This window comes from Corynebacterium sp. (genome assembly GCF_030152825.1).
Classification (GTDB): Bacteria; Actinomycetota; Actinomycetes; order Mycobacteriales; family Mycobacteriaceae; genus Corynebacterium.
Genome location: NZ_JASLIP010000047.1, coordinates 18,959 through 43,852 on the forward strand (window position 1 = coordinate 18,959; position 24,894 = coordinate 43,852).

The 24,894-nt window shown below is 65.3% G+C and carries 23 protein-coding genes; 5 read left to right on the forward strand and 18 right to left on the reverse strand.

From position 1 onward, the window contains the following. Nucleotides 1-210: 210 nt before the first annotated feature. Nucleotides 211-1,572 carry a TrkH family potassium uptake protein gene (locus Q1V78_RS05640; protein ID WP_300612540.1) on the forward strand — a complete coding sequence of 454 codons (1,362 nt, stop codon included), beginning with the start codon at nucleotides 211-213 and terminating at the stop codon, nucleotides 1,570-1,572. Continuing rightward, on the forward strand, nucleotides 1,565-2,254 hold the full coding sequence (locus Q1V78_RS05645) for a TrkA family potassium uptake protein (RefSeq protein ID WP_300612542.1): 690 nt from the start codon (nucleotides 1,565-1,567) through the stop codon (nucleotides 2,252-2,254). Before Q1V78_RS05640 ends, Q1V78_RS05645 begins: the two co-directional genes overlap by 8 nt. Here the strand turns inward: Q1V78_RS05645 and mgtE are convergent. From mgtE to Q1V78_RS05665, 4 genes are read right to left on the reverse strand one after another with little or no spacing between them, the layout of a single operon-like run. Then, the gene (mgtE, locus tag Q1V78_RS05650; protein WP_300612543.1) at nucleotides 2,251-3,633 is read right to left on the reverse strand and encodes a magnesium transporter; all 1,383 of its coding nucleotides are present in this window, start codon (nucleotides 3,631-3,633) and stop codon (nucleotides 2,251-2,253) included. The two genes, Q1V78_RS05645 and mgtE, sit on opposite strands and share 4 nt — an antisense overlap. 1 nt (nucleotide 3,634) lies before the next feature. Next, a complete protein-coding gene (locus Q1V78_RS05655) occupies nucleotides 3,635-3,814 on the reverse strand; it encodes a hypothetical protein (RefSeq protein WP_300612545.1) in 180 nt (59 codons plus the stop codon). Nucleotides 3,815-3,866: 52 nt separating this feature from the next. Next, nucleotides 3,867-4,562: a YceI family protein gene (locus Q1V78_RS05660; RefSeq protein WP_070759115.1), complete on the reverse strand. Its 696-nt coding sequence runs from the start codon at nucleotides 4,560-4,562 to the stop codon at nucleotides 3,867-3,869. A 47-nt stretch (nucleotides 4,563-4,609) separates the two neighbouring features. Then, nucleotides 4,610-4,993 (reverse strand): hypothetical protein, encoded by a 384-nt coding sequence (locus tag Q1V78_RS05665; protein ID WP_300612548.1) that lies wholly within the window; start codon nucleotides 4,991-4,993, stop codon nucleotides 4,610-4,612. Nucleotides 4,994-5,108: 115 nt separating this feature from the next. On the opposite strand from Q1V78_RS05665, the gene Q1V78_RS05670 reads away from it, so the two are divergent. Further along, nucleotides 5,109-5,477 (forward strand): RNA polymerase-binding protein RbpA, encoded by a 369-nt coding sequence (locus tag Q1V78_RS05670; protein ID WP_300612550.1) that lies wholly within the window; start codon nucleotides 5,109-5,111, stop codon nucleotides 5,475-5,477. A gap of 79 nt (nucleotides 5,478-5,556) precedes the next feature. Here Q1V78_RS05670 and Q1V78_RS05675 read toward each other — a convergent pair whose 3' ends face one another. From Q1V78_RS05675 to Q1V78_RS05735, 13 genes are all read right to left on the reverse strand, one after another. Further along, nucleotides 5,557-6,354, reverse strand: a complete 798-nt coding sequence (locus Q1V78_RS05675; protein WP_070760240.1) for a polyprenol monophosphomannose synthase — start codon at nucleotides 6,352-6,354, stop codon at nucleotides 5,557-5,559. A 12-nt stretch (nucleotides 6,355-6,366) separates the two neighbouring features. Next, the gene (gene lnt / locus Q1V78_RS05680) at nucleotides 6,367-7,887 is read right to left on the reverse strand and encodes an apolipoprotein N-acyltransferase (RefSeq protein ID WP_300612554.1); all 1,521 of its coding nucleotides are present in this window, start codon (nucleotides 7,885-7,887) and stop codon (nucleotides 6,367-6,369) included. Between the two features lie 38 nt (nucleotides 7,888-7,925). Next, the gene (locus Q1V78_RS05685) at nucleotides 7,926-8,411 is read right to left on the reverse strand and encodes an FxsA family protein (RefSeq protein ID WP_300612556.1); all 486 of its coding nucleotides are present in this window, start codon (nucleotides 8,409-8,411) and stop codon (nucleotides 7,926-7,928) included. A 119-nt stretch (nucleotides 8,412-8,530) separates the two neighbouring features. Then, on the reverse strand, nucleotides 8,531-9,265 hold the full coding sequence (locus Q1V78_RS05690; RefSeq protein WP_300612558.1) for an SDR family NAD(P)-dependent oxidoreductase: 735 nt from the start codon (nucleotides 9,263-9,265) through the stop codon (nucleotides 8,531-8,533). Next, complete coding sequence (locus tag Q1V78_RS05695) at nucleotides 9,258-11,993, reverse strand: DEAD/DEAH box helicase (RefSeq protein WP_300612560.1); 2,736 nt, start codon at nucleotides 11,991-11,993, stop codon at nucleotides 9,258-9,260. Before Q1V78_RS05695 ends, Q1V78_RS05690 begins: the two co-directional genes overlap by 8 nt. Before the next feature lie 105 nt (nucleotides 11,994-12,098). Further along, entirely contained in the window at nucleotides 12,099-13,130 is a 1,032-nt protein-coding gene (gene tatC, locus Q1V78_RS05700; protein WP_300612562.1) for a twin-arginine translocase subunit TatC, read from the reverse strand. 43 nt (nucleotides 13,131-13,173) lie between these two features. Beyond that, a complete protein-coding gene (tatA, locus tag Q1V78_RS05705; RefSeq protein ID WP_300612564.1) occupies nucleotides 13,174-13,404 on the reverse strand; it encodes a Sec-independent protein translocase subunit TatA in 231 nt (76 codons plus the stop codon). Nucleotides 13,405-13,447: 43 nt separating this feature from the next. Continuing rightward, nucleotides 13,448-15,751, reverse strand: coding sequence for a WYL domain-containing protein (locus Q1V78_RS05710; protein ID WP_300612566.1), 2,304 nt, complete (start codon nucleotides 15,749-15,751; stop codon nucleotides 13,448-13,450). Between the two features lie 6 nt (nucleotides 15,752-15,757). Continuing rightward, nucleotides 15,758-17,269: a Pup--protein ligase gene (gene pafA / locus Q1V78_RS05715; protein ID WP_300612568.1), complete on the reverse strand. Its 1,512-nt coding sequence runs from the start codon at nucleotides 17,267-17,269 to the stop codon at nucleotides 15,758-15,760. Beyond that, the gene (locus tag Q1V78_RS05720; RefSeq protein ID WP_012360290.1) at nucleotides 17,266-17,463 is read right to left on the reverse strand and encodes a ubiquitin-like protein Pup; all 198 of its coding nucleotides are present in this window, start codon (nucleotides 17,461-17,463) and stop codon (nucleotides 17,266-17,268) included. The genes pafA and Q1V78_RS05720 overlap by 4 nt, the downstream gene beginning before the upstream one ends. A gap of 65 nt (nucleotides 17,464-17,528) precedes the next feature. Continuing rightward, nucleotides 17,529-19,118 carry a depupylase/deamidase Dop gene (dop, locus tag Q1V78_RS05725; RefSeq protein WP_300612572.1) on the reverse strand — a complete coding sequence of 530 codons (1,590 nt, stop codon included), beginning with the start codon at nucleotides 19,116-19,118 and terminating at the stop codon, nucleotides 17,529-17,531. A 61-nt stretch (nucleotides 19,119-19,179) separates the two neighbouring features. After that, the gene (gene arc / locus Q1V78_RS05730) at nucleotides 19,180-20,796 is read right to left on the reverse strand and encodes a proteasome ATPase (RefSeq protein ID WP_300612574.1); all 1,617 of its coding nucleotides are present in this window, start codon (nucleotides 20,794-20,796) and stop codon (nucleotides 19,180-19,182) included. Between the two features lie 100 nt (nucleotides 20,797-20,896). Beyond that, on the reverse strand, nucleotides 20,897-21,730 hold the full coding sequence (locus Q1V78_RS05735; RefSeq protein WP_300612576.1) for a tRNA (adenine-N1)-methyltransferase: 834 nt from the start codon (nucleotides 21,728-21,730) through the stop codon (nucleotides 20,897-20,899). Nucleotides 21,731-21,765: 35 nt separating this feature from the next. Here Q1V78_RS05735 and Q1V78_RS05740 point away from each other — a divergent pair, with 35 nt between their 5' ends. Next, nucleotides 21,766-22,443 carry a YoaK family protein gene (locus Q1V78_RS05740; protein WP_300612578.1) on the forward strand — a complete coding sequence of 226 codons (678 nt, stop codon included), beginning with the start codon at nucleotides 21,766-21,768 and terminating at the stop codon, nucleotides 22,441-22,443. Nucleotides 22,444-22,514: 71 nt separating this feature from the next. Beyond that, entirely contained in the window at nucleotides 22,515-23,342 is an 828-nt protein-coding gene (locus Q1V78_RS05745; RefSeq protein ID WP_300612580.1) for a RecB family exonuclease, read from the forward strand. Nucleotides 23,343-23,345: 3 nt separating this feature from the next. On the opposite strand, the gene aspA is transcribed toward Q1V78_RS05745, so the two are convergent. Further along, the gene (gene aspA / locus Q1V78_RS05750; protein ID WP_300612582.1) at nucleotides 23,346-24,878 is read right to left on the reverse strand and encodes an aspartate ammonia-lyase; all 1,533 of its coding nucleotides are present in this window, start codon (nucleotides 24,876-24,878) and stop codon (nucleotides 23,346-23,348) included. Nucleotides 24,879-24,894 lie beyond the last annotated feature (16 nt).

The window sequence follows — 24,894 nt, forward strand, 5'->3', positions numbered from 1 at the left end:
GGACTGACGGCCCCGCTGTATCTGCAGCGGGGCCGGAGGGACTTGGCGCAGGCCAGGACCCCATAAATCTAAAGTGTCATAATGTATATTATCGGACAATTACGGCCAGGCTGTTTGCTGGTGGGTTGGTTGAGCCCCGTAGCTCGCCACTGTTGTGTATCGATCACAAAGCCCTAGTGTGCCCTTCGCGACAGGTCTAGGATCATTCTGGTGAATCGCTTATTCGCGTCGTTGACGCAGAATCCGGCGCGCCTCGTGTCCGTTGGATTCTTTGGGCTCATCGCGCTGGGCACCTTATTGCTTCTCATGCCTTTCTCCGCGCCCGACGGCGACTCCGTCTCGCCACTCGAGGCCTTCTTCACAGCGACGTCCGCGGTGACGCTGACCGGGCTTGGCGTGCGGGACACCGGCACGGGCTTTACGGGTGCCGGGCAGGTCGTCATCCTGGCTCTCATCCAGATCGGCGGCTTCGGAATCATGTCCTTGACATCCCTCGCCGGTCTCATCCTCAGCGGACGGCTGGGCCTGAAAACCAAGCTCTATACGGTCGCAGAGCGAAAAACGCTCACCGTTGGCAGCGTGAAATCCACCATTATCGGCGCGATTATTCTCACGGTGGTCTGCGAACTGTTGGTTGCGAGCGTGCTCGCCGTTCGTATGTTTGTGGGCGGCTACGCCGATAGCCCCGGCGAAGCGGCATGGATGGGCCTATTCCACGCCATTTCCGCCTTCAATAACGCCGGCTTCGGGCTCGACGCCGGTAGCCTCATCCCTCACGTCGGAGATGCTTGGATCATCCTGCCGATCGGTCTGGCAATCGTCTTCGGTGGCCTCGGCTTCCCCGTGCTCGACGAGCTCATCGCGCGTGTCCGCCTGCGCAGGCAACGCAGGAACCCGCCGCGCCTGTCTATGACCGCCCGGATCACGCTCACTGGCACGGCTGTCCTCCTGATCAGCGGTTTTGTGATGTTCTGGGTACTCGAGCGCAATCACGCTTTTGCTGGCATGAGTGGTGGCACCGCGGCGCTCGCTGCGGTGTTCCAGTCCATCACGACCCGCACCGCCGGCTTCCAATCCGTCGACTTTGGAGAGATGTCCCCCAATACCCTGATGGGCACCGACATCCTGATGTTCATCGGCGGTGGCTCCGGTGGCACCGCCGGCGGTCTCAAAATCACCACGCTCTTCGTGGTGCTCGCAGCGATCGTGGCAGAAATTAAGGGCGAGAAGGATACGGTCATCGGTGGCCGCCGTGTCGATCACACCGTGATCCGACAGGCTCTTACCGTCGGCGCCGTGGCGGTAAGTGTCATAACAATCGTTATCGCGTGCCTGCGCACCTTCAACCCCCAGTTCACTGCTGACCAAATCCACTTTGAGGTCATCTCCGCCTTCGGCACCGTCGGCCTCTCCACTGGCATCACCGCTGACCTCAGTGGCGCCTCGCAGCTCCTTCTTTGCTTCGTGATGTTCATGGGCCGCGTCGGCCCCATCACCCTCGTCGCAGCGCTTGCCACGACGACCCCGAGCAAGCACTACTCCTACCCCGCAGAAAGGCCGTACATTGGTTAACCCACTCGATAAGCTCCTCCCCAGCGCCCGCCCCATCCACTTGCCACCAGTCGCAATCATCGGGCTTGGCCGGTTCGGTTCCGCGATGGCTGAAGAGCTCCACAGCCACGGCGTCGACGTACTCGGCATCGACGTCGATGAAAAGTTGCTGCACGACAGCGACGCCCACCTCACCGACTCCTTCATCGCCGATGCCACCGATCCCGAGGCCCTCAAGCAGCTCGGTGTAAAGGATTTTCAGCAGGTCGTCATCGGCATCGGTAGCAGCCTCGAAGCCTCGATCCTGACCGCATCGAACCTCGTGGAACTCGGGGTCAAGGACATTTGGGCCAAGGCGGATTCCGACGCCCACGCCCGCATCCTCACTCGCGTGGGCGTACACCACGTCGTCCGCCCCGAACGAGACACCGGCCGCCGCGTCGCGCACCTGCTCAGCGGCCGTTTCCAGGACTATACCGTCTTCGACCAGGGTTACGCGATGATCACCCTGCGAGCCCCCAAGGAACTGGTGAACCACTCCCTCAACCGGCACAGCCTGTGGGCGAAGCACCGCGTCCAGCTAGTCGCCGTGCACAGCGGCAATCAGTGGGCCCCACCCTTCGCCGACCACCCGCTCTCCCCCGACGACAACGTCATCCTCGCCGGTGCACCAGCCGACCTAGAGAAGTTCGGCCGACGCTAGCCGCCCGTCGCCTGGCGGATCTGATCAGCCATGATCACACCGGCGATGCTGAAGTAAATAATCAGGCCGGTGGCGTCCACCAACGTGGACACCACGGGCGTCGAGAAGACCGCCGGGTCCACGCCCAACTTCTTCGCCACCAGCGGCAGCACGCCACCAACGATGCAGGCCCAGGTACAGATCGCCACGATCGTCAACGAAATAGTCAACGCGACCTGCGGATAGTACAGGAAGGCCAGAATTGGGAAGATCACCGTACCCAGGAAGACACCCAGCAGGAAGCCCACCCGAACCTCACGGCCGATGACCCGCAACACGTCCCGGGGTCTCACCTCGTTGACCGCGAGCGCACGCACCACCGAGGACGCCGCCTGCGAGCCCGCGTTACCGCCCGTACCGATCAACATCGGCACGAAGATGCTGAGCACCACCACGGCCTCGAGCACATCCTCGAAATACTGCATCACGTTGATCGTGAGGAAGGCGGCCAGGATCAGGACGATCAGCCAGACGCCGCGCTTCTTCGCCAGCGTCATCACCGTCGCCGTCAGATAAGGCTCGTTCAGCGGCTCGGCGCCACCGGCGCGGTAGGCATCCTCCGTCACCTCGGCCTCGAGGACCTCCATGGCGTCATCGACCGTGATGACGCCCAGAATGCGGTCTTCGTCGTCGACGACGGGCAGTGCCAGAAGGTCAGCTTCCTGGATCAGTCGGGCCGCGTGCTCCTGGTCGTCATAGGCGGAGACACTGTGCTGCTCCTCCTCGAGCAACTCCCCGACCAGCGTTCCCTCGGGCGCGGTGACCAGGTCCGCGAGCTCCACCATGCCGAGTAGCTTGCGCGACTCATCGGTCACCGCCACGGTGGCCAGCGCGATCGAGTGATGCGGGCCCGAGGCATAGCGCTGAGCGCGCGACTGCAGCTTTTCCAGGGATTCCTCCCGGGTCGCGTCCGGGGTCAGCACCGTGGGCGTGGGCACCATCAGACGGCCCGCAGACTCGGATGGATAACCCAGCAGCCCACTCGTCACACGTCGTTGGGAATACGGCAGTCCCTGCAGCAGGCGCGAGGCGACCTTCGCCGGCATCTCATCCAGCAGGGATGCCTGGTCATCCGGGGCCAGACTCGCGAAGATCTCGGTGACGTGGTCGTCTCGCAGCGCGTCCAGCAGCTCGGCCTGGTGCACCGGATCCAGGTATTCGAAGACATCCAGGGCGCGGTCCTTGGGCAGCAACCGGAAGGCCACCGCCTGCTCCGCCCCGGAGATTCGGCCGAGCTCTTCGGCCACCACGACCGACGAACGATCGGCGAGCCACCGGCTCACCGCGTCGAGGTCCTTGTCGTCCAGCAGGTCTTCGAGAAAACGTGCATTCGATGCCATATCAGTGGCCACCCCTCTGGCTGCTCGCCCACAGTTGATAACAGGTCAGTGCGATCAGCGCGGCGCAGACCGCGGCAAAGAAGTAGTCAAGGCCGGTGCCATTACTCACGAGCCACCCGCCGAGCGCGAGCAGCACCACAAGCCGGATAACCCGGGACCACAGGAGAAATTGGGTGTTCAATGGTGCTCCTAATATTGACCGCGATTGTTCTCGCGCGCGTCGCGTGTGGGGTTTAAGGCTTCTCGAAAACGAGAAGCAGGTCGATCGTTCCTTCGTCAGCGATCTTGGCCGCGACGAACTCTGGGGTCTTGATGTTGAAGTCCGAACGCTTGAACGGCACCTTGCCCTGGACGACGACCTTGTCCCCCGTGCGCAGCACCTTCAGTGGCGCGCTGACCTTATTGGACTCGCCGCGGAGGGTGAGCTCTCCCGTGACGTCGACCTCACCGACGGAACCGTCCTCCGGAATGCCACTCAGATCCACCGGCTCGGTGATGCTGAACTTCGCCTTCGGGTAGTCCTCCGTGTGCAGGATCGAGCGGCGGACGTTGATGTCGCGCTTCTCCACGTCCGAGGAGATCCCCGCGACGCGGACCTCCACCAGGCCCTCCGTGAGGGTGCCGTCCGAGACCTGCAGGTCGCCCTTGATGTTCTCCTCCGTGCTGTTATCCGCACGTCCGGAGGTGGTCTTCTCCTGCCCCGGCAGGATCTCACGGAAGGTATAACCAGCCTGGGTGTGGTTGGCACCGGCACCAGGGACGATCACCCAGTGACCGTCCGCTGACGTTGTTGGCTCGGGTCCGCCCTCGACGAGATCGGCGGTTTGCAGACCCCGGTCAGTGAGCAGCTGATACGCGATCGGCCCAACGCCGAACAGGAATGCCGCGATAATACCGATAACACCCAGAGTGATAATTCCCTTGCGCATGGCACCCAGCCTAGTGCTAAGCAGGGAAGATTAGGAAAAGGTGGGGCTTAAGCGCGTCCCGGGGGTTGGGGGTGGTTCAGCTGCTCCGCGCGGTGCGCCAGCCGCACCAGGTCCGTAGCCATGCCACGCAGCTCGGCGGGCTCTGCACGCTCGTCTATCGCGGTGACGAGGTCCTCCGCCGCGCACCTGAGTTCGAAGAGCTGATCCCCCAACTCATCCCCGGTGTCCCCTGGAGTCCCCAGCCGGGTGCTTGTGGGCGTGGGTGAGTCCGCCGCCGGCTGGCTCGCACGTTGCTCGTAGGCCCGTTGGCGGCAGGACCGGCTGCAGAATTTGCGTGGCCTCCCCCGCTTCTGGCCGGGCATTTCCTCCCCGCACCACGCGCAGAACCCCGGCGTGTGGGGGAAGTCTTCGCGCGCAATGGGGGTGCTCATGGCTAAAGATCCTAACCCTTTCGGGAAAACTGGGAACAAAACCCGCACCCGGTGCGTTATCTACGTTGATGGCGCCTCGGAGGCGCCGCTAGCGAACTTCGGAAGTGAGGAACTAATGGCAGACCGCGTACTGCGAGGCAGTCGCATGGGTGCCGTGTCGTATGAAACCGACCGGGACCACGATCTCGCGCCACGTCAGATGGTGAAGTACCAGACTGAGGACGGCGAAATTTTTGAGGTCCCGTTCGCTGACGACGCCGAGATCCCGCAGGACTGGCTGTGCAAGAACGGCCAGATGGGCACCCTCGTGGAGGGCGAGGGCATTGAATCCAAGCCTGCGAAGCCGCCACGTACGCACTGGGACATGCTTCTCGAGCGTCGCTCCCTGGAGGAGCTCGACGAGCTGCTGGAGGAGCGTATCGAGCTGCTGCGTAAGCGCCGCCGCGAGGCCATGAAGCTGCTCAAGGACCAGGAGAAGGCTTAAACCCTCCCCTCGCCTCAGCACGAACAAAGGCCTGGCCACGTTATCAACGTGACCAGGCCTTTAGCGTTGCGCTTTTCGGTTAGCTCTGCAGAGCGCGCTCCACGGTGCCGGCGCCGATACGTGCACCCTCGCGCATGAGCTGGCGAACCTGGTACATGCGGTGGCGGAAGCCCCAGCGGGTCACCTGAGCCATCGCCTCGCCGACGATGCGGCTGCTCATCTTGGACTCGCCGATCTCGCGCTCGGTGAAGGTAATCGGGACCTCACGCACGTCGGCGCCCTCGTTAACAGCACGCCATGCCATGTCCACCTGGAAGACATAACCCGCGGAGTCCACGGCGTCGAGGTCCATGCGCTCCAGCAGGTCGCGCTGGAAGGCGCGGTAACCGCCGGTGATGTCGGACAGGCCGGCACCCAGCGCCATGGAGGCGTAGATGTTGCCGCCACGGGAGAGGAACTTGCGGTCTGCCGGCCAGTTCACGGTCTTGCCACCCTTGACGTAGCGGGAACCCAGGACAAGCTCTGCACCATCGTCGATCTTGTCCAGCAGCAGGTGGAGCTGCTCCGGGGCGTGGGAGCCGTCGGCGTCCATCTCGCAGAGAACCTCATAGCCGTTCTCGATGCCCCACTTGAAACCGGCCAGGTAAGCCCCGCCGAGGCCACCCTTGCCCTCGCGGTGCAGTACGTGGATGCGGGAATCGTCCTTGGCCATCTGATCCGCCAGGTCCCCGGTGCCGTCCGGCGAATTGTCGTCGACGACCAGAACGTTGACGCGCTCCGGCTCGGCCTCCAACAGGCGACGCGTGATGATCGGGAGGTTATCGCGCTCGTTGAAAGTCGGGATGATGACGAGAGTCTTATCGCTGAGCTTCTTCATAATGTGATTAGTTTATCTGCTTTTCTTGCGCCGTGTGGGCCGAGACGCGAGGAACGCCCCGATTATCCCCAAAACACCCGCGGCAGCTAGCCCCAGCTCTACCCAGGGACCCGCGGCCACGGACGGCGTAATGCCATCGCGCAGCGGGATATCGGCCTGCAGGATATCCGGGCGGAACAGCCGGCTCTGGGCCACCACTTCCCCATCCGGCATGACGATCGCCGAGACCCCGGAGGTCGCGGCTACGACGACCGCCCGGTCCGTCTCGATCGCCCGCATCCGGCTCATTGCGAGCTGCTGGTAGCTCATGTCCGTGAAGCCGAAGGTGGCGTTATTCGTTGGACTAGCCAGGAACTCCGCACCATTGCGCACCGCGTCGCGGGCGCTGGCGTCGAAAGAGATCTCGTAGCAGGTGGATACGCCCACGAGGACGTCCCCGCGGGCAGCGGGCATCCGCACCACGCCCGGTCCGTCGCCGGGGACGAAGTTGCCCGCGCGCTCGACGTTCTCGTTGACGTGCTTGAGGATCTCCCGGAAGGGCATGTACTCGCCGAAGGGCTGGAGGAACTTCTTCACGTGCTTCTCCCCCGGCCCCGGCTCGCTGCTGGTGGCAGGGCCCCAGGTGAGCATCGTGTTTTCATTTCCGATGACGGTGCCGACCATCACCGGAGCGTTGACTGCCGTGACCGCCGAATCGATGGCGGTGTAGGCGTCCGGGTCCTTAAACGGGTTCACATCGGAGGAGTTCTCCGGCCAGATGACCACGTCAGGCTGCGGTGCCTCGCCGGTCGCGACCGAGTCCGCCAGCTCGTGGGTGCGCTGCACGTGGTTGTTTAGCACGGCGCGGCGCTGGGCCGCGAAATCCAGGCCAGCTCGGGGGACGTTGCCCTGGATTGCGGCGACGTTGACCTGGCCCGCGGTGGGCTCCTGGCTAAAACTCGAGCCGTAGATGACGGAGGCCAGCAGCACAACGCCCACCACGCCGGCGTACTGCAGTCGGATCTTCGGGGTGACCGCAGCCCGGGTGTTGTACGGCGGTCGGGCTGCTAGGTAGATGAGCCCGCCCAGCAGGACGACCAGGAAACTCACGAACGCGGAGCCACCAAGTCGGATATCGGCGGCCAGTGGCCCGGAAACCTGGCCCCACGCCAGCCGTCCCCAACCGAAGCCCCCGAACGGCCAGTGGGAACGGAAACCCTCGACGGCGACGAAGAACGCGGCCGCGCCCACGATGCTGCGCCAGTTCCAGGTTCCGTTGCCCCAGCGCAGCAACCAGCGGGCTCCGAGGCCAAAAAGCAAGGCGTAGAGCGCCTGCACGATGGCGAGCGCGATCCACGCGGAGGCGCCGACGAACTCACCGATCCACGGCAGGAGAAAGCCATACGTAGCCAGCGAGTTGAGGAAGGCGAGCGAGACTGCGTGCCGCTGCGTGACAACGGCGAAGAAGAGCGCGTAGCCCAACGGGGCTGCCCACCACAGCCCGGTGGGCTCGTAGGAGGCGAAGACCATGAAGCCCGCAAAAAGGGCTCCCACCACCCGCCACGGTGAGGGAAGGTTAGCGAGCCACTGCTTCATCGGGCGCTATCGGTCCCGGCAGGACCCTCGTCCCCGAACTCCTCGCTGCGGTGGTCAATGACCTCTCCCCAGCCCGGGATGTTGCGTACCTGCGGATCGCTGGCACGGGAGGACACGATGAAGGATTCCCCACCCAGGCGGGTGATCTTCGCGCGCAGCGCGGTTCCCATGCTGCGGCGGGCGATCGAGCGGGTCGGCGGGAGCATGAACAGAATGCCCACGACCCCCGTCACAACCCCAGGCAGAGCTACTAGCAGAGCACCGAACGCAGAGAGCGCTGCATCGCCGGTTAGTTTTCCTGGCGACCTGCGGTCCCGCAGCACGCGCACCGTCAGCACACGCATCTGCCAGGCGGCGATCGCGACACCGAGGATGAACAGCCCCAGGTACAGCAGGATCGTCCAGCCGAAGCCGAGCCACTTGCCCAGCAGAATAAAGGCCAACAGCTCCACGACCACGTAGAGGAAGAAGCTCCTGCGCATAAGTTTTCTGTGTCCTCCTAAAAGACAATCAGCGCACCAGCGGCATGCGGTACCTGATAGCAGTAACGCTGCAGCGGTGTTAGAGATTCCATCGTAGTCCCGGCGGCAGCAAAAGCGCTCTAACGCGGCGCGAGCCGCCACAGCCAACGCGGAACCAGCTGCATCACCGCAGCCAGCACGCGGAGCTTGCCCGGAATCCACACGTCGTCGCGGCGGCGCTCTAGGGCCTCCACGGTGGCCTTCGCAACCACGTCAGGGGTGGAGGACATCGGCGCAGGATCCATCCCCTCGGTCATCCGTCCGATGACGAAGCCGGGGCGCACGACCATCAGCCGCACCCCGCTGCCCCGCAGGGCGTCCTGCATCCCCTGGGCGAACCCATCCAGGCCGGCCTTCGCGGAACCGTAGACGTAGTTCGGGCGGCGCACCCGGGCACCGGCGATCGAGGAGTACGCCACCAGCGTGCCCGTGCCACGGCGCTTCATCCGCTGGGATAGCTCCGTGAGCAGCACGGCCTGCGCGGTGAAGTCCGTGTGCAGCACCCGGTAGACCTCAGCACCGTCCTCCTCCGCGAGCTGCTGGTCCCCCAGCACCCCGAACATGGCGAAGGCGGTGTCGATCGGCCCGCAGCCCGCCTCCATCTCATCGATGATGCCGCTGTGGCTCGCGGTATCTGCCGCGTCGAAGAAGTAGGTCTCCACCCGCTCTGCACCCAAGCCTCGTAGCTCCTCGGCCAAGGTTTCCAGAGCTTCAGGCCGGCGTCCTGCCAAAAGGAAGGACTGCCCCGGTGCCAGCAGGCGCGCGATGTGCTCGCCGATCTCGCTGGTGGCGCCGAAAATGGCGATATTAGACATCGATAGCCACAACCCCTCGTTGCATCGCGTCCACGGCCTTGCGCGCGGACTTCCTCACGTCGTTGGAATAACCGGTCATCTTGATCTGATCCAGCAGGTCCTTCACCCGACCACAGGCGCGGACGAAGTCACCCGGGGTTAGCACCGCGCCCGAGGCCTCCGCGGCCTGCAGGCAGTATTCCAGCGGTGCCCCGGCCACCCACTGGTGAACCGCCGTGGCGAAGCCCAGCTGGGGCTCCCGGGTGGCGGTCAGGCGGTGGCGTTCCTCGTCGCTGACAAGCTCCTTGTACACGCGCAGCGTGTGCGCCACCGCCTCCTCCAACGCATCCGTCGGCAACTGGGTGCGCACGGTGGATTCCCGACGGTTCTCAAACACGCAGGCACTCACCGCAGCAGCCAGCTCGGCCGGGTCGAGCTCATCCCATAGCCCGCGGCGGAGGCACTGGGCCACCAGCAGATCCGATTCGTGGTGGATCCGGGCCAGCTTCTCGCCCTCTTCGGTGACCTTCGCCGCCGGGGCACCGCCCTCACCCGCCCAGGTTTCCACGTAGCCCAGCTCCTCGAGCAGAGCGATGATCCGGTCGAAGGTGGCGGTCAGCGAGTCCCCCGGCTGCTCGGATTCCTGCTTCTGGTACTCCCAGCGCCGGCCGGCCTTCAGCACGGACTGTGCCTTCTTCGCCAGCTCCTCGCGCTCCGCCCAGGAATGAACCGGGTGGACATGCAGCTGATTGCGCAGCTCCGCGGCCTTCTTCGAACCCCCGCGGGCGTGCGGGCGGATCTTCTTCGGCTTATCCAGGTGCATGCGCCGCAGCTGGGAGGCCACAGCCCGGGCGTGGCGCTTCGGTGCGCGCTCCACGCCCCGGTGGATCCGCATGTGACCGATGATCACCGGGGTGTTACGGAACATGTCGGCGGCCACGCGCTCTACCCAGCCATCGTCGAGAACCAGGGTGGGGCGCGGATTGCGGGAAGAATCGGAACGGACGACCACAGCGGTCACCGGGTTCTTGCCCGTCGGCAGGGCGATCACATCACCAACGTTGATCGAGCGCAGCAGGTGTTCGACCTCCTGCTGGCGCTCGAGGGCCGCATCCCGCTTCGCCTGCCGCTCCTCGTGGGACAGCGTGCGCCGTAGCTCCGCGTAGTCCAAGACCTGCTCGGTGAGCTCGGCGGCGTCGGCCCGCTGTGCGGCCTCGGTGCGTCCCACCAGGGCCTCCAGCTCTGCACGCTCCCGGTCGAAGTCTTGCCGCCGCAGCTCGACGGCGTGCGCGCGCTCCACGATCGTGTCATTAGCCTGGTACTGGGCGAAGGAACGCTCCAGGATCCGGTGCGCCTCCGCCCAGCCCTTCGTGGCGATGAGGTTGACCGCCATGTTGTAGCCCGGCCGGAACGTCGAATCCAGCGGGTACGTCCGGGCCGAGGCCAGCGCTGCCACCGCATAGGGATCGACCTGGGGGCTCCACAGCACCACGGCGTTGCCCACCGTGTCGATACCGCGGCGCCCTGCGCGCCCCGTCAGCTGCGTGTACTGGCCCGGGGTCAGCTCCGCGTGAGCCTCCCCGTTGAACTTCGTCATCTTCTCCAGCACCACCGTGCGCGCGGGCATGTTGATGCCCAGCGCCAGCGTCTCGGTGGCGAAGCAGACCTTCAGCAGCCCACGGCTAAACAGCTTCTCCACGATGTGCCGGAACGCCGGCAGCATCCCGGCGTGGTGCGCCCCGAAGCCCCGCATCAAGGCCCGGCGCCACTGGCGGAAACCCAGCATGTGCAGATCCGCCGGCTCCAGCCCAGCCACGCCCTCGTCGATGACCTCGCCGATCTCACGAGCCTCCTCGGGCGTGGTGAGCTCCACCTTCCGGATCAGCAGCTGCTGCACCGCCTTATCGCAGCCGATGCGGGAGAAAATGAAGTAGATCGCCGGCAGCATCTTCGCCTGCTCCAGGTGGCGCACCACGTCCTCGCGGCGGGGCCCGCGTTGATTGCCATAGGCCTCAGCCTTGCCCACCGCCGAGAGCAGGGAACGGTTGATCGCGCCGGGGTGGTCCTCCCCCGCCAGGTGCTCGGCGTTCTTGCTGAACAGTCGCATGATCTTCGAACCGACCATCATGTACTGGGTCAGCGGAACGGGGCGCTTATCAGTGACGATGATGTCCGTCTCGCCCCGCAGGGTGCGCAGCCAGCCGCCGAACTCCTCCACGTTGGAGACCGTCGCCGAGAGCGACACCAGGGTCACGCGCTGGTCCAGGTTGAGGATCGTCTCCTCCCACACCGGCCCACGCCACCGGTCGGCCAGGAAGTGGACCTCGTCCATCACCACGTGGGTGAGGCTGGCCAGCCGGTCCGAGTCCGCGTAGATCATGTTGCGCAGGACCTCGGTGGTCATGACGACGATCGGCGCGTCCGGGTTGAGCGTCACGTCGCCCGTGAGCAACCCGACGTTCTCTTCGCCGTAGCTGGCGCACAGGTCGTGGTACTTCTGGTTGCTCAGTGCCTTGATCGGCGTGGTGTAAAAGCAGGCCCCGCCACCGTGGAAGGCCATGTAGACCGCGAATTCGCCGACGATCGTCTTGCCGGCACCGGTCGGTGCTCCCACGAGCACTCCCCTGCCCTCGGCGATCGCAGCGGCTGCGTCAAGCTGGAATTCATCGAGTTCGAAGTCGTATTCCTTCCGGAACTCTTCGACCAGCGTGGGGTAGTTTTTTGCGTTGCACGTAGCGCTGTTAGCCATATGTATACCGAGTCTATCCGCTCGCTGTTGCTCACGCGTTTCAGGACGTCGGTTCGGGCAGACACTCAATCCCCGGTCTGCTGCTCATTGGGGCTGCGGTGGTGTTTAGTTGTCCTCGTCGAAGATCTCGGCGTAGTTGAAGGAGTTCCGCCGTCCCATGCCCGGGTCTGCCGGTGCCTGACCCGCGATGCCCTGGGAGGCCCTGATCGGCTCGGCGCGTTCGACAGCCTCGGCTGGCGCGACCGCGCCGGAGGGGCGAATCTCGGAACCAGGAGCGTCTGCCGCCTGGGCCTGCCGCTTATCCCGGCGCTTATCGTTGAAACGGATGATCAGGTAGGCGATCTCCATCATCAGGGTCAGTGCGCAGCCGAGCGCCAGCATGGAGAACGGGTCAGCCGGGGTCACGAAGGCCGCGAAGGCGAAGAGACCGACGATGATGTAGCGGCGCTTCGTCTTGATGCTGTCGTAGCGCAGTAGACCCGCGAAGCTCAGCAGCACCGTGAACAGTGGCAGCTCGAAGCTGACGCCGAAGACGAGCAGGAGGATGAGGACGAAGCTGAAATACTCGCTGCCCTTCAGCGCGGTGATCTGGGCCTCGTCGCCGACCGTGAGGAGGAAGTGCAGGCCGTGGTGCAGGACGAGGTAGGCCAGCGCGGCGCCGAAGAAGAAAAACAGTGTTGCTACCAGTGACACCGAGACCGCCCAGCGGCGCTCATTCTTCTTCAGTCCCGGGGTGATGAAGCCCCAGATCTGGCCGATCCACACCGGAGCGGAGAGCACGATGCCGGCGATGAAACCGACCTTCAAGCGCAGCAGGAACATCTCGAAGGGGCCGGTGGCCAGCAGGCGACACTCCCCGGTCGCGGCACCGAAGCGCACCTCGGAAGGGAGTTTGCAATAAGGCTCGCGGAGGATTTCCCCCAGGCTGCGGAGCGGGCCCACGTTGGTGCCGTACCAGAGGTAGCCCAGGATCGTGCCGATCAGGATTGCGATGACCGCGATAATGAGGCGGCGGCGGAGTTCCTGAATGTGCTCGACGATGCTCATCGCGCCGTCGGTTGGGCGTTGGTTGGCACGGCGAAAAGCCCGGCGGCGGGGCCGCTGGGCTGTGCGTGCTGCCTGAGGGGTGTTACTCATGCGGAAAAGCGGAAACGCGGCGAAGCTGGGCGCGAGTTTCTACCTAGTTGCTGTTCTGATTCTGCTGCTGCGCTGGATTAGGCTGCGGCGCGCGCTGCTGCTCGATGGCCTCCTGCCCGTTCTGCTCTGGGTTATCGGTGCGCATCTCGTCCATCTCGGACTTGAAGATGCGCATCGAACGGCCGAGGGAACGGGCTGCGTTCGGCAGGCGGGATGCGCCGAACACGAGAAGGACAACCAGCAACAGGATGAGGATGTGGCTACCAGAGAGCATGAAGGTTTTTGCCTTTCAGGACCAGCGTTAAAAATCTCAGTCTTCAGCTTACATCGGGGAAACGGTCCCGATAAACCCCCAGCCCTGTTTCCGCGCGTCGCGCGACGCGTCCGGCGAGGCCCGGGGTTGAGAGTTCCGCGACCTGACCGGCATGGGCGATCAAGAAGCGCTCCAGCCAGGCCCCGGTGTCCGGCATCGTCACAGCGGTGCTCCGGCTCTCGGGGCTGGTTTTAACGGAGGTGGCTTCGGTTCGGGCGTCTTCGCTTACGCCGCCGACTCCCGCGTCGGCGTCCTGCCACAGCGGGAAGTACTCCAGCATCCACAATGCGGAGTCGGATAGGCGGAAGTAGGCCCAGTCGGCGGCCGCACCGAAGTCGAAGGGATCGGTTGCATCGACCTCGGTGGACAATCGTGCCGGTGCACTGGACTCCTCCCCGAGCGTGACCTCGCTCATGCGGGAAACCCGGAAGTTCTTCGGGGTCTCGTCCACCACTCCCGCGTCATCGAGGCTGCGCGCCAGTAGATAGGCGTTGCCCTCGATCATGCGGATCGCATCCGGCACCAGGCGGCGGCTACTGCGCTGATCCCGGCTGAGAGTGAGGTACTCGCAGTCCACGACACACCTCTCCGCGAGTGCGGTGCGCAGCAGCTCCAGGGTGGACTCCACAGTGTTCTCCGGGGCGTTGGGCTGGCGTTGCGCAGCCGTTTCCTGGTGCTCCGGGGTGATGATGCCGACTTGAGAGGGACCGGCATCGGTGCCCGTCGAAGGCTGGTTGGCCACGCCCTGCTTGCCCTCCAGGAGGCCACGCAGCTTCTCGGTCACCGAGTCCACGGCTTCCCGCTGCTCGGCGGGGACAGCGTCCCGGACCGCTTCCAGGTTGAGCAGCAACGCGCCGGCCTCCACCGTGCTCAGCCGCACCGGGCCGTCCAACCCGGCGGTGAATTGCGCCTCCGCGGTGGTGCGGTCCATCGCGATTTCAACCAGTGAGCCCGGATAGTAGCCCGGCAGCCCGCACATGCTCAGTTGCTTGAGCTCGTGCTGGATTTGGGCCACGCTGAGTCCCAGGTCGCGGGAAGCCCGCATGAAGGAGCCACGCGGGTGGGCCTGGAACCAGGCCAGTACCGAAAGTGTCTGGGCGAACTGCTGGGCGACGAGGTTGACCGGCGGCGCCTGGACGTCGGCCAGTTCGTCGTCCATGGCCTGACCAGGGGTATGCGGCTCCATGAAATCCGGCTCTTGCTCGTCCACAGCTGAACCGCCATCTAAGGTCGCGGCGTCAGTATCCGTAGGCTGCGTGGCTGAGATCTTTTCCTGGGTGCCCAACTGCTGGGCGCGCTGCAGAAGGTCGAGGACCTCAACGACGAGCTGCTGGGGCTCCAGCAGCACTGCATCCGGGGCATAGCTCGCCGCCGTCTGCACTAGCCAATCACGATCCACCGGCCCGACCGTCCCCACTCGCCCTTCGGGCGTATCGCGGAGCTCGCTGGCCATGTCCTGAAGTTCGATGGCGCCGTCCCCCGTGAACAGCACGTTAGCCGTGACCTTCGTCTGGTGCCCCGCCAGCCCGCGGCGAATCAACTCGCCGGCCGGCACCGGCTGACCGGTCGCGGGGTCGGTGGGCGCCTGGTGCTCGACGAACTGCGCCTCCGCCCGAACATCGGAGAGCCTGGCCAGGCGAAAGGTGCGCTGGGCACCCCGGTCGACGTCGAAACCAGTGACGTATAGCCGCCCATCGATCCCGGCGACCGCCCACGGATCCAGCGTGCGCTGCTCCGGCTCGACCAAGTAGGCCGGGTAGTACCAGAAAGTCATCCGCAGCCCGCGCTGGGTGGCGCGGAAAATAGCATCGACGCTGCGCGGATCCAGTTCCACCATGTCGGGGACGGGCTGAACCACGGCGGTATCGTCGACCCTGCTGAGCCCCGCGCCGGCGAGCTTCAGCTGCGCCTGCGCCGTGGGGCCAGCCATCGCGGAGTCCACCGGTTGGCGTGCCCACTGCGTGGCGGTCGCCAACACCTGCAGCTCGGCTTCCGAGAGGTCCAGATCCGGGAGGAAGACCTGCTCGGGTCGCAGTAGCCAGTAGTCCTGCCCCTCCCGGCTTTCGTGGCTCAGCTGAATCCCCAGCTGGCGCAGCGACTCCCGGTCCCGGTGGAACACGCGTTCCCGGGACTTGAGCTGCCCGGAATAGCCCTCAATATTCTCGACGACCCAGGCGGTCGGCCGCGGGCTTGGGGCGTTGAGCAGGCCGATGACCAGGTTGAATAGCCTGCTCGCGCCCTGCTGCCAGGTCACCTTCACTGGCCGGTTGCGGGACCCGGCGCTGCCGGGCTTTCCTGGACCCACCATCAGTGCTTAACCCCGCGCGGGCGCGTCGGCACCGCCGAAATCGGCCATGCTGGCGATCATCTCGTCCACCTGCGGATCCGTGGCCGCAAACGGGTCCGGGAGCGCAACCTCGCTGCCGAATTCACCGTTGATCTTCAGCCGCATCCAATCCACGGTAGTGGCACAGCCGTGCTCCCGCGCGGCGGCGAGGAAGCGTCCACGCAGCGCCGCGCGAGTCGTCGTCGGAGCCTGGTCCATCGCCTCGCGGATCTGCTCCTCGCTCAAGATCGAGGCGGCCTGGCCGCGGCGCTTCAGCACGTTGAACAGCCCACGGGTGGGGTGAATATCGTGATAGCGCAGGTCAATCTGCGCCAGCCGCGGATCGGTCAGCTCCAGCCCGTGGCGGGAGGCCATGCCGTCCAGCAGCTTCTTCTTGATCACCCAGTCGATCTCGGTATCCACCGGGGAGAAATCCCCGGTCTCGAAGCAGTCCAGGACACGACCCCACAGCTCCACCACCGGCTCGAGCTGCTCGCGCGGGGTGCCCAGCCAACGCCCATCGACGCACTCTGGTTCTGGGCGACGCTCCAGCCACTGCACCGCAGCGGCGTGGAAGGTGCGCTGCATCTCCAGTGGGGTGGCAGTCTCGCCGCTGCGCAGCTTGAGCTCGGTGAGCCCCGTGAAGTCCCGAGCGATGTCCCGAATGGCTCGAATCTCGTTGGCCAGCTCGTAGTTCGGCAGCTCTACGCCCGCCTCGATCATCTCGAGGACCAGTAGCGCGGAACCGATCTTCAGCGCGGTGGTGGTCTCGGACATGTTCGAGTCCCCCACGATCACGTGCAGGCGGCGGTACTTCGAGGAGTCCGCGTGCGGCTCGTCGCGGGTGTTGATGATCGGCCGGGAACGGGTGGTGGCACTCGAAATGCCCTCCCACATGTAGTCCGCCCGCTGGCTCATCATGAACCCGGCTTCGAAGTTCTCATTCGGGGCGCCCGGGCTTGGGATCGTGAGCTTGCCCGCCCCGCAGATCAGCTGGCGGGTCACCAGGAAGGGCAGCAGCTGGGAGGATAGGTGCTTGAGCAGCACATTGCGGCTGATCAGGTAGTTCTCGTGGCAGCCGTAGGAGTTGCCCATCGAGTCGGTGTTGTTCTTCAGCAGGAAGACGTGCCCGCCGACACCGTTGCCGGCCAGCTCTTCCTCGGCGCGGCTCGCCAGTTGCTGGACGAGCTCGTCACCCGCGCGATCGTAAGCGAGCAACTGGTGCAGGCTATCGCACTCCGCGGTCGCGATCTCCGGGTGCGCGCCCACATCCAGGTACAGGCGGGAGGCGTTCTCGGTGAAGATATTGGAGCTGCGGTACTTCTCCACGATGGGAGAAAACAGCAGCCGGGACACCTCATCGGGCCCGAGGCGGCGCGTGCCGTCGAGGACGTTCGTGATGCCGTACTCGGTCTCCAGCCCCATGATGCGGCGGACGTAGACGGGATTCTCCGCAGCTGCCTGCTCCGTTGGCGTGGCTTCTCCGGTCACCGGGCTCACTGTCCGCCCTTCTGGACGTAGGAGCGGACGAATTCCTCGGCATTGGTCTCCAGCAGTCCGTCGATTTCGTCCAGGAGGTCGTCCGTCCCGGTGACGTTGACCTGCTGGGTGCCCGAACCCTGCTGCGGGGCGTCGTTGTTCTCGGCGTCGTCGCCGCCCCCGCCGCCGAAGACCTGCTGCTGAGCGTTTGCCATGCCTATCTCCTCAAACGTTGATTAGTTGACCTTCACATTACCTGGGCTCCCGGGCGCGGTCGGCGCTAGCCCACGCCCATCACGCGCTCGGGCAGAGCGGCGATCAGCGCGGCCGCCACCTCGGAGAACTCCGGCGCCTGGCCCGGCTCGGCCTCCGCGAGATTCTCTAGTACGGTGCCGGCGAAACTGCCGGCCGTGGACTGCAGCGGCTCAGGCAGCCCCACGCGCAGCGCCGGGTGCCCGTCGTGCGGGTGCTCCAGGACGACGCTATCCCAGTTCGTGGCCAGGATCTTTGGGGCGTAGTGCTTAACCAGCGCCCCACGCAGCCAGGCCCGCGTCCCCCGGGGCGGGGTGTCGACGGCCGCGGCGATCTCGGAATCGTCGACCAGCGTGCGCATCTTCCCGCGCGCGACGAGCGCGTGGTACAGCCCGCGGGCCGGGTCAATGTCGTGGTACTGGATATCGATCAGCGCCATCCGCGGATCCGACCACTCCAAGCCCCGGGCGCGGTATCCCTGCAGCAGCGCGTATTTCGCCGTCCAGTCCAGCCGGTCGGAGGTGCGCAGCGGATCAGCTTCCAGGTCGTCCAGGATCTCCTCCCACAGCGCGAGCACTCGCTGCTCGTCGGTGGTGAGCTTTCCTGCCGGTTCGAGGGCGCCAATGACCGTCTCGCGGATCCTACGCTGCAGCTCGATCGCGGTGGCGGTGGTGTTGCCGTAAAGGCGCAGCGGGGTCTTCAACTCCAGGTCGCGGGAGACCCGGCGGACATCCTCGACGGGATCGATCAGCACGATGTCGCTGAAATCGGCGCCCGCCTCGACGGCCTTGAGCACCAACGCGGTGGTGCCGAAGCGCAGGTAGGTCGCGAACTGGCTCAAGTTCGCATCGCCGATGATCACGTGGAGGCGGCGCCAATCATCCGCGGTGGCGTGTGGTTCGTCGCGGGTATTGACGATGCCGCGGTTCAGGGTGGTCTCCAGGGATACTTCCGTCTCGATGTAGTCGGCGCGCTGGGAGATCTGGAAGCCCGCCTGCTCCCCCGCCTGCCCGAGACCCACGCGGCCCGCACCGGCGTAAATCTGGCGGGTGACGAAGTGCGGGACCAGCGCCTGGTGCACGTCCTCGACGTTGAGGCTGCGCGGGTAGAGGTAATTCTCGTGGGCGCCATAGGACGCGCCCTTGCCGTCCACGTTGTTCTTGTAGATCTTCAGCTCCGGCTGGCCCTCGACCTGACCCGCTGCCTGCGCAGCCGCGTGCATGACCCGGTCGCCGGCCTGATCCCAGACCACCAGGTCATAGGCGCAGGTGACCTCAGGCGAGGAATACTCCGGGTGGGCGTGGTCCACGTAGAAACGCGCACCCGCCGGGGTGATGACGTTGGCGATGCCCACCGCGTTCGGGTCGTAGCTGGGGGCCGCGCCGGAACGGTAGCGGCGCAGGTCGAAGCCACGGGCGTCGCGGAGTGGGGACTCCGAGTCATAGTCCCAGCGGGTCCGGCGGTTGACTCCCTGCCCGGAGACCTCCGCGTAGGCGACGACCGCCTGAGTGCTCGTGTACACGGGGCTGGCTTCCGGGGCGTCGACGGCGACGATGCCGAACTCCGTCTCGGAGCCGAGCACGTAGCCGGTGGCCTCGTTATCCTTCTGAGCGTTCACCAGAGTTTTCCTTCCAGGAGTCGAAAAGTGTTCTCTCGTCGGGCTTAGTTTCCAGTTCGGCCTAGTCCGCCAGGGTGATGTCCACGACCCGGCCGGTGCCGTGCCCGGAGATGCGTGCCCATTCCGTGGGGTTGGTTGTGTCCGGCAGGTTCTCGCTGTCGTTGATCTCCGCCGTGATGGCATCGAGGACGTCCGCGGTGCTCAGCCCGCCCTCGGTGGCAGCCTCGCTCGTGCTTGCGGTCTGCGACAGGGCGCGCTTGATCGCGAAGGTCTTCGCACGATCGACGATATTGGCCAGCATCGCGCCGGAGACAAAGTCCGCCCAGTACAGATCCTTGGTCTGCCCATCCGCCAGGTGGAGGGTCACGTAGCGGTGCGCGGCATCCTGGCGGAAGAGCTCCTCGGCGATGATGCGGCACAGCGCGGCCGCGGCCTCCTCCTTGCCACCGTGCTCCGCCACCAGGTCCGCATCCAGCGGGAGAGAGGCGTCGATGTGCTTGGACAGGATGTCGAGTGCGGCGTCCTGGTCGGGGCGGTCCACCCGGATCTTCACATCCAGGCGGCCCGGGCGCAGGATGGCGGGGTCGATGAGCTCCTCGCGATTCGAGGCGCCGATGACGATGACGTTATCCAGCCCCTCCACGCCGTCCAGCTCGGAGAGCAGCTGCGGGACGACCGTGGACTCCATGTCCGAGGACACTCCGGTGCCACGGGTGCGGAAGATGGCCTCCATCTCGTCGAAGAAGACGATCACCGGCTTACCGGCGTGGGCGATCTTGCGGGCGCGCTCAAAGATCTGCCGGATCTGGCGTTCCGTCTCACCGACGAACTTATTCAGCAGCTCCGGGCCCTTGACGTTGAGGAAGTAGGAATCCGCGAAGCGGGACGCCTTGTCGCTGGAGCCCATGGACTTCGACAGCGAGTTGGCCACTGCCTTGGCGATGAGCGTCTTGCCGTTGCCGGGCGGGCCGTAGAGCAGCACGCCCTTCGGTGGGCGCAGCCCGTAGTGGCGGTAAATCTCCGGGTGCAGGAAGGGCAGCTCCACCGCGTCCCGAATCTGCTCTATCTGATTGCTCAGGCCGCCGATGTTTTCGTAGCTGACGTCCGGGACCTCCTCCAGCACCAGGGAGGTGACCTCGGCCCGGGGGATCATGTCGAAGGCCCAGCCGCTGCGACGGTCGACGACCACGCTATCGCCGGTGGTGAGCTCCCGGTTCGTGATCAGGGACTGCAGCGGGCGGGCAGCCTTGACGATCGACTCCTCCCCCAGCTTGTCCGCGATGATCAGGCGATCACCGACGACCTCGACGACCGCGGCGACGTCGCCAGAATCAGCGAAGCCGGTGACCTCCACGACCTGGAGATTCTCCCCCAGCCGCACCGTCACCCCGGGCTGCAGATCCATCCGGTCCAGCAGCGGGGAGACAGCCAGGCGCATGTGGCGGTTCGAGGTGAAGACCTCCGCGGTCTTCCCCGAGCCGTTGAGCTGCAGCAGCGTGCCGTAGGTACTCGGCGGCTCCGCCATATCCGCCAGGCGGGAATTGATTTCCGCCAGCTTCTCGCGGGAGGCCTTCAGCGCCTCGGTGAGCTTCTCGTTCTGGGCCCCCAACCGATGATTGGCCAGCCGCAATTCGCGGGCGGTGGGCGAAGGCTGATCGGAGGGATTCTGCGCAGTCATGCCACCAATCCTACTGAAGGCCCCGCAGCCCAAAACCTGCCGGTAGGCCTAGCGGAGAGGCCACCGGGAAGCGCGCCCCGGCAGCCGTACTCGGATCGCTCTAGCGCCGTGCCCGCCGTTGTGGCCGCGGGGCGGTCACGCCATCCGCCAGGCGACGGGCCCAGATGAGGAACGCGGTGTGCGCGTTCATGCGGTGCTCCGGCCGGGTGGCCAAGCCCTCCACCTTCCACTCGCGCACCAGCGACTCCCAAGCGCGCGGCTCAGTGAAGCACCCCAGCTCCCGGATGCCCTCCATCACCTTCATCAGCTGCGGGACGGTGGCCACGTAGGTCATGAACACCCCGCCCGGGACGAGGACGTCTCGCACCGTCTCCAGAACCTCCCACGGTTCCAGCATGTCCAGCAGGACGCGGTCGACCTCGCCCACGGACTCGCGGGTGGCCTCCTTGACGTCGCCCAGGCGCACGTCCCAGTTCTTCGGCTTCCCACCCATGATGTTGTGGACGTTGCTCACCGCGTAGTCAAGGTGATCCTGGCGGACTTCATAGCTGATGACCTTCCCGTGCTCACCGACCGCGCGCAGCAGCCAGCTGGACATCGCGCCGGAACCAGCACCAGCCTCGAGCACCGTCGCGCCGGGGAAGATATCCCCCTCCACCAGGATCTGTGCGGCATCCTTCGGGTAGATCACCGCTGCGCCACGCGGCATGGAGAGCACCTGGTCGACCAGGAGGTGACGGAAGCAGAGGTACTCCCCGCCCACGCTGGACTCCACGACGGTGCCCTCGTCCGCGCCGATGATGTCGTCGTGACGAATCTCGCCCTTATGGGTGAAGAAGCTCTCCCCCGGGGTCAGGGTGATGCTGAAGTGTCGCCGCTTCGCGTCGGTCAACTGGACGCGGTCTCCGGCGGTAAAAGGTCCGGTATAAGCCATAGGAAAACCCTAACCTACTAGACTCTCAAATCACTATGATGGAATCGCGTCTCGGGGAACGGGTGCTGGCAGGCGTATTCGCCTTCATCGCCGGCTTTATCGACTCGGTGGGTTTTCTCTACCTGGGCGGGGTGTTCCTCTCCTTCATGTCCGGCAACACCACCCGCTCCGCCACCGCCATCGTCGACGGCAATTGGGACATGGTGAGGGTGGCCGGCGGCTGCATCATCTTCTTCCTGATCGGCGTGATCAACGGTGCGTTTACGAAACGCATCGTGGTCCGCGCCTTGGACGAGACCCGGAGCCGGGAGTTCGTCCTCGTCAACGTCAGCTTCTGGTTCGTCCTCTCCAGCGTCCTGATCGAGCTGGAGCACCACAGCGCGGCCATCATCGCCCTGTCCATCGGCGTGGGTACCATGAACAGCATCTTCGAACGCAACGGCGAGGTCGCTATCCCGCTGACGTATATGACGGGCACGCTGGTGCGCACGGGGCAGCGCTTCGTCGACGCGTTCTTCGACGGCCGTCACCTCGTCTGGATCCTCAACCTCTCGCTGTGGCTGAGCCTGTCCGTCGGGGCGATCGCCGGCGCCCTGGCCTACCGGATGCTGGGTATCCACGCCGTCGAGCTGATGACGCTGATCACCCTGGCGACCGTGGCGATCAACCAGCTGGTCCGCGACCATCGACGTCGCGCCGGCCTGCCGCTGTAGCCCACCGCAGCCACGCTTCGCAGAGCCCCTGCGGTGGCCCGAAAACCGAGAACAAAGCCGAAGGAGAATTAGTGTCCACCCCGACCGAGAAACCGCAGCCGAAGGTCTCCCTCGACCGCTTGGCGCTCTCCCCCTCCCGCGCCGGGGACTATCAGCAGTGCCCGCTGCTCTACCGCTTCCGCAGCATCGACAAGCTGCCGGAACCCAAGACGATCGCGCAGGTGAAGGGAACCCTCGTCCACGCGGTGCTCGAGGAACTCCACGCCCTGCCCCGCGAGCAGCGCACCTACCCGGCCGCGGTGAAGATGCTGAAGCCCGCGTGGGCAAAGATGGTGGGCAAGGACACCGATCTGAACGAGCTCGTTCCGGAAGACCAGCTCTACGACTTCCTCGTCGACGCCCGCGCCCTGGTCAAGGGGTACTTCCAGATGGAAAACCCCCAGGGCTTCGACGCCCACGAGGTCGAGGAGTTCGTCGAAGCCACCCTGCCCAACGGGGTCCCTGTCCGCGGCTTCATCGACCGGGTGGACGTCGCCGCGAATGGCCAGGTACGCGTCGTCGACTACAAGACCGGAAAGAAGCCGCCACCGCGCTTCGCCGCCCAGGCGCTGTTCCAGATGAAGTTCTACGCCCTGGTCTACTGGCGGCTGCACGACCTGATCCCGGCCCAGCTTCGGCTGATGTACTTGAAGGTGGCCGACGACCTGGTGCTGCAGCCCACCCCCGCTGAGCTGCAGTACTTCGAGCGCGACCTGCGCGAACTCTGGGACCGCATCCTCGCTGACATCCATAGCGGGGACTTTCAGCCGAAGACCTCCAAGCTCTGCGACTGGTGCTCCTTCCAGGAGCTCTGCCCCGCATTCGGCGGCACTCCCCCGGAGTACCCGGAGGTCCGCTAGCGCCTACTCGTAGCGGCGACCCCGGTACATCGGGTTGAGCAGGTTCTCCGTGCTCAGCACCTCGTTGAGGGTGTCCTCGTCGAGCAGCTCCTTCTCCAAGACGAGTTCGCGCACCGACTTCCCGGTCGCCGCGGCCTCCTTGCCGATCAGGTCGCCATTGTGGTGGCCGATCAGGGGGTTGAGGTAGGTGATGATGCCGATCGAGTTCTCGACGTAGTTGCGGCAGACGTCCTCGTTCGCGGTGATGTCCACGACGCACAGCGTGCGCAGCGTGGTGCAGGCCCGCGCCATGAAGCGAATGGATTCGAAGGCGCACTGCGCGATGACCGGTTCCATGACGTTGAGCTGGAGCTGGCCGGCCTCGGCGGCCATGGAGACGGTGACGTCGTTGCCGAAGACCTTGAAGCAGATCTGGTTGACGACCTCAGGGATCACCGGGTTGACCTTCGCCGGCATGATCGAGGAACCCGCCTGGCGAGGTGGGATGTTGATCTCCCCCAGGCCGGCGCGCGGGCCGGAGGACAGCAGACGCAGGTCATTACAGATCTTCGACAGCTTCATCGCGGTGCGCTTCACTGCCGCGTGGGTGTTGACGAACGCACCGGTGTCGCTGGTTGCCTCCACCAGGTCGTACGCGGAGGTGATGTCCAGGCCCGTGATCTCCCGCAGGGATGCGATTGCCGCCTGGCGGTAGCCTGGGGGCGTGTTCACGCCGGTGCCGATCGCGGTGCCACCCAGGTTGACCTGTCGCAGCAGGGACTGCGCGTGCCTGAGCTGCGCGGACTCCTCGGCGATGTTGTTCGCGAAGGCGCGGAACTCCTGGCCCAGGGACATCGGGACGGCGTCCTGCAGCTGGGTTCGGCCCATCTTGATGATGTGGTCGAACTCCTGAGCCTTAGCGAATAGCGCGCGCTCCAGCGCAGCCAGGTGCTTGAGCAGTTCGTCGATATCGAAGTGGAGGCCCAGGCGCAGCCCAGTTGGGAAGGCGTCGTTGGTGGACTGGGACATGTTGACGTCATCGTTCGGGCTGATGATGTCGTAGCGGCCCTTCGGGTACCCGAGGTGCTCCAGCGCGAGGTTCGCGATGACCTCGTTGGTGTTCATGTTTTGGGACGTCCCTGCCCCGCCTTGGAAGACGTCGATGGGGAACTGATCCATCGCGCGGTGTTCCTCGAGCACCGCATCGCAGGCCGCGACGATCGCCTCGCCCTTGTCGATGGGCAGAGCCTTGACCCGCATGTTGGCCATCGCGGCGGCCTTCTTCACCATCACCATGCCGCGGATGAGCTCCGGGATGTGGTTGATGTTCGTGCGGGAGATCTGGAAGTTATCCACTGCTCGGAGGGTGTGGATTCCGTAGTAGGCGTCTGCCGGAACCTTCATCGTGCCCAGCAGGTCTTCCTCCAGGCGGTAGTGTGCGCCGCTGCGGGCTTCCAGGGAGGAGGATTCGGCTGAGGTGATGATGTCCGTCGAGCTCAGGACGTGCCCGTCGCTGGAGCTTTGGGAGTTCGGGGAGGGCTTGGGGCGGTGTGCCATGTGAAACTGCCACCTA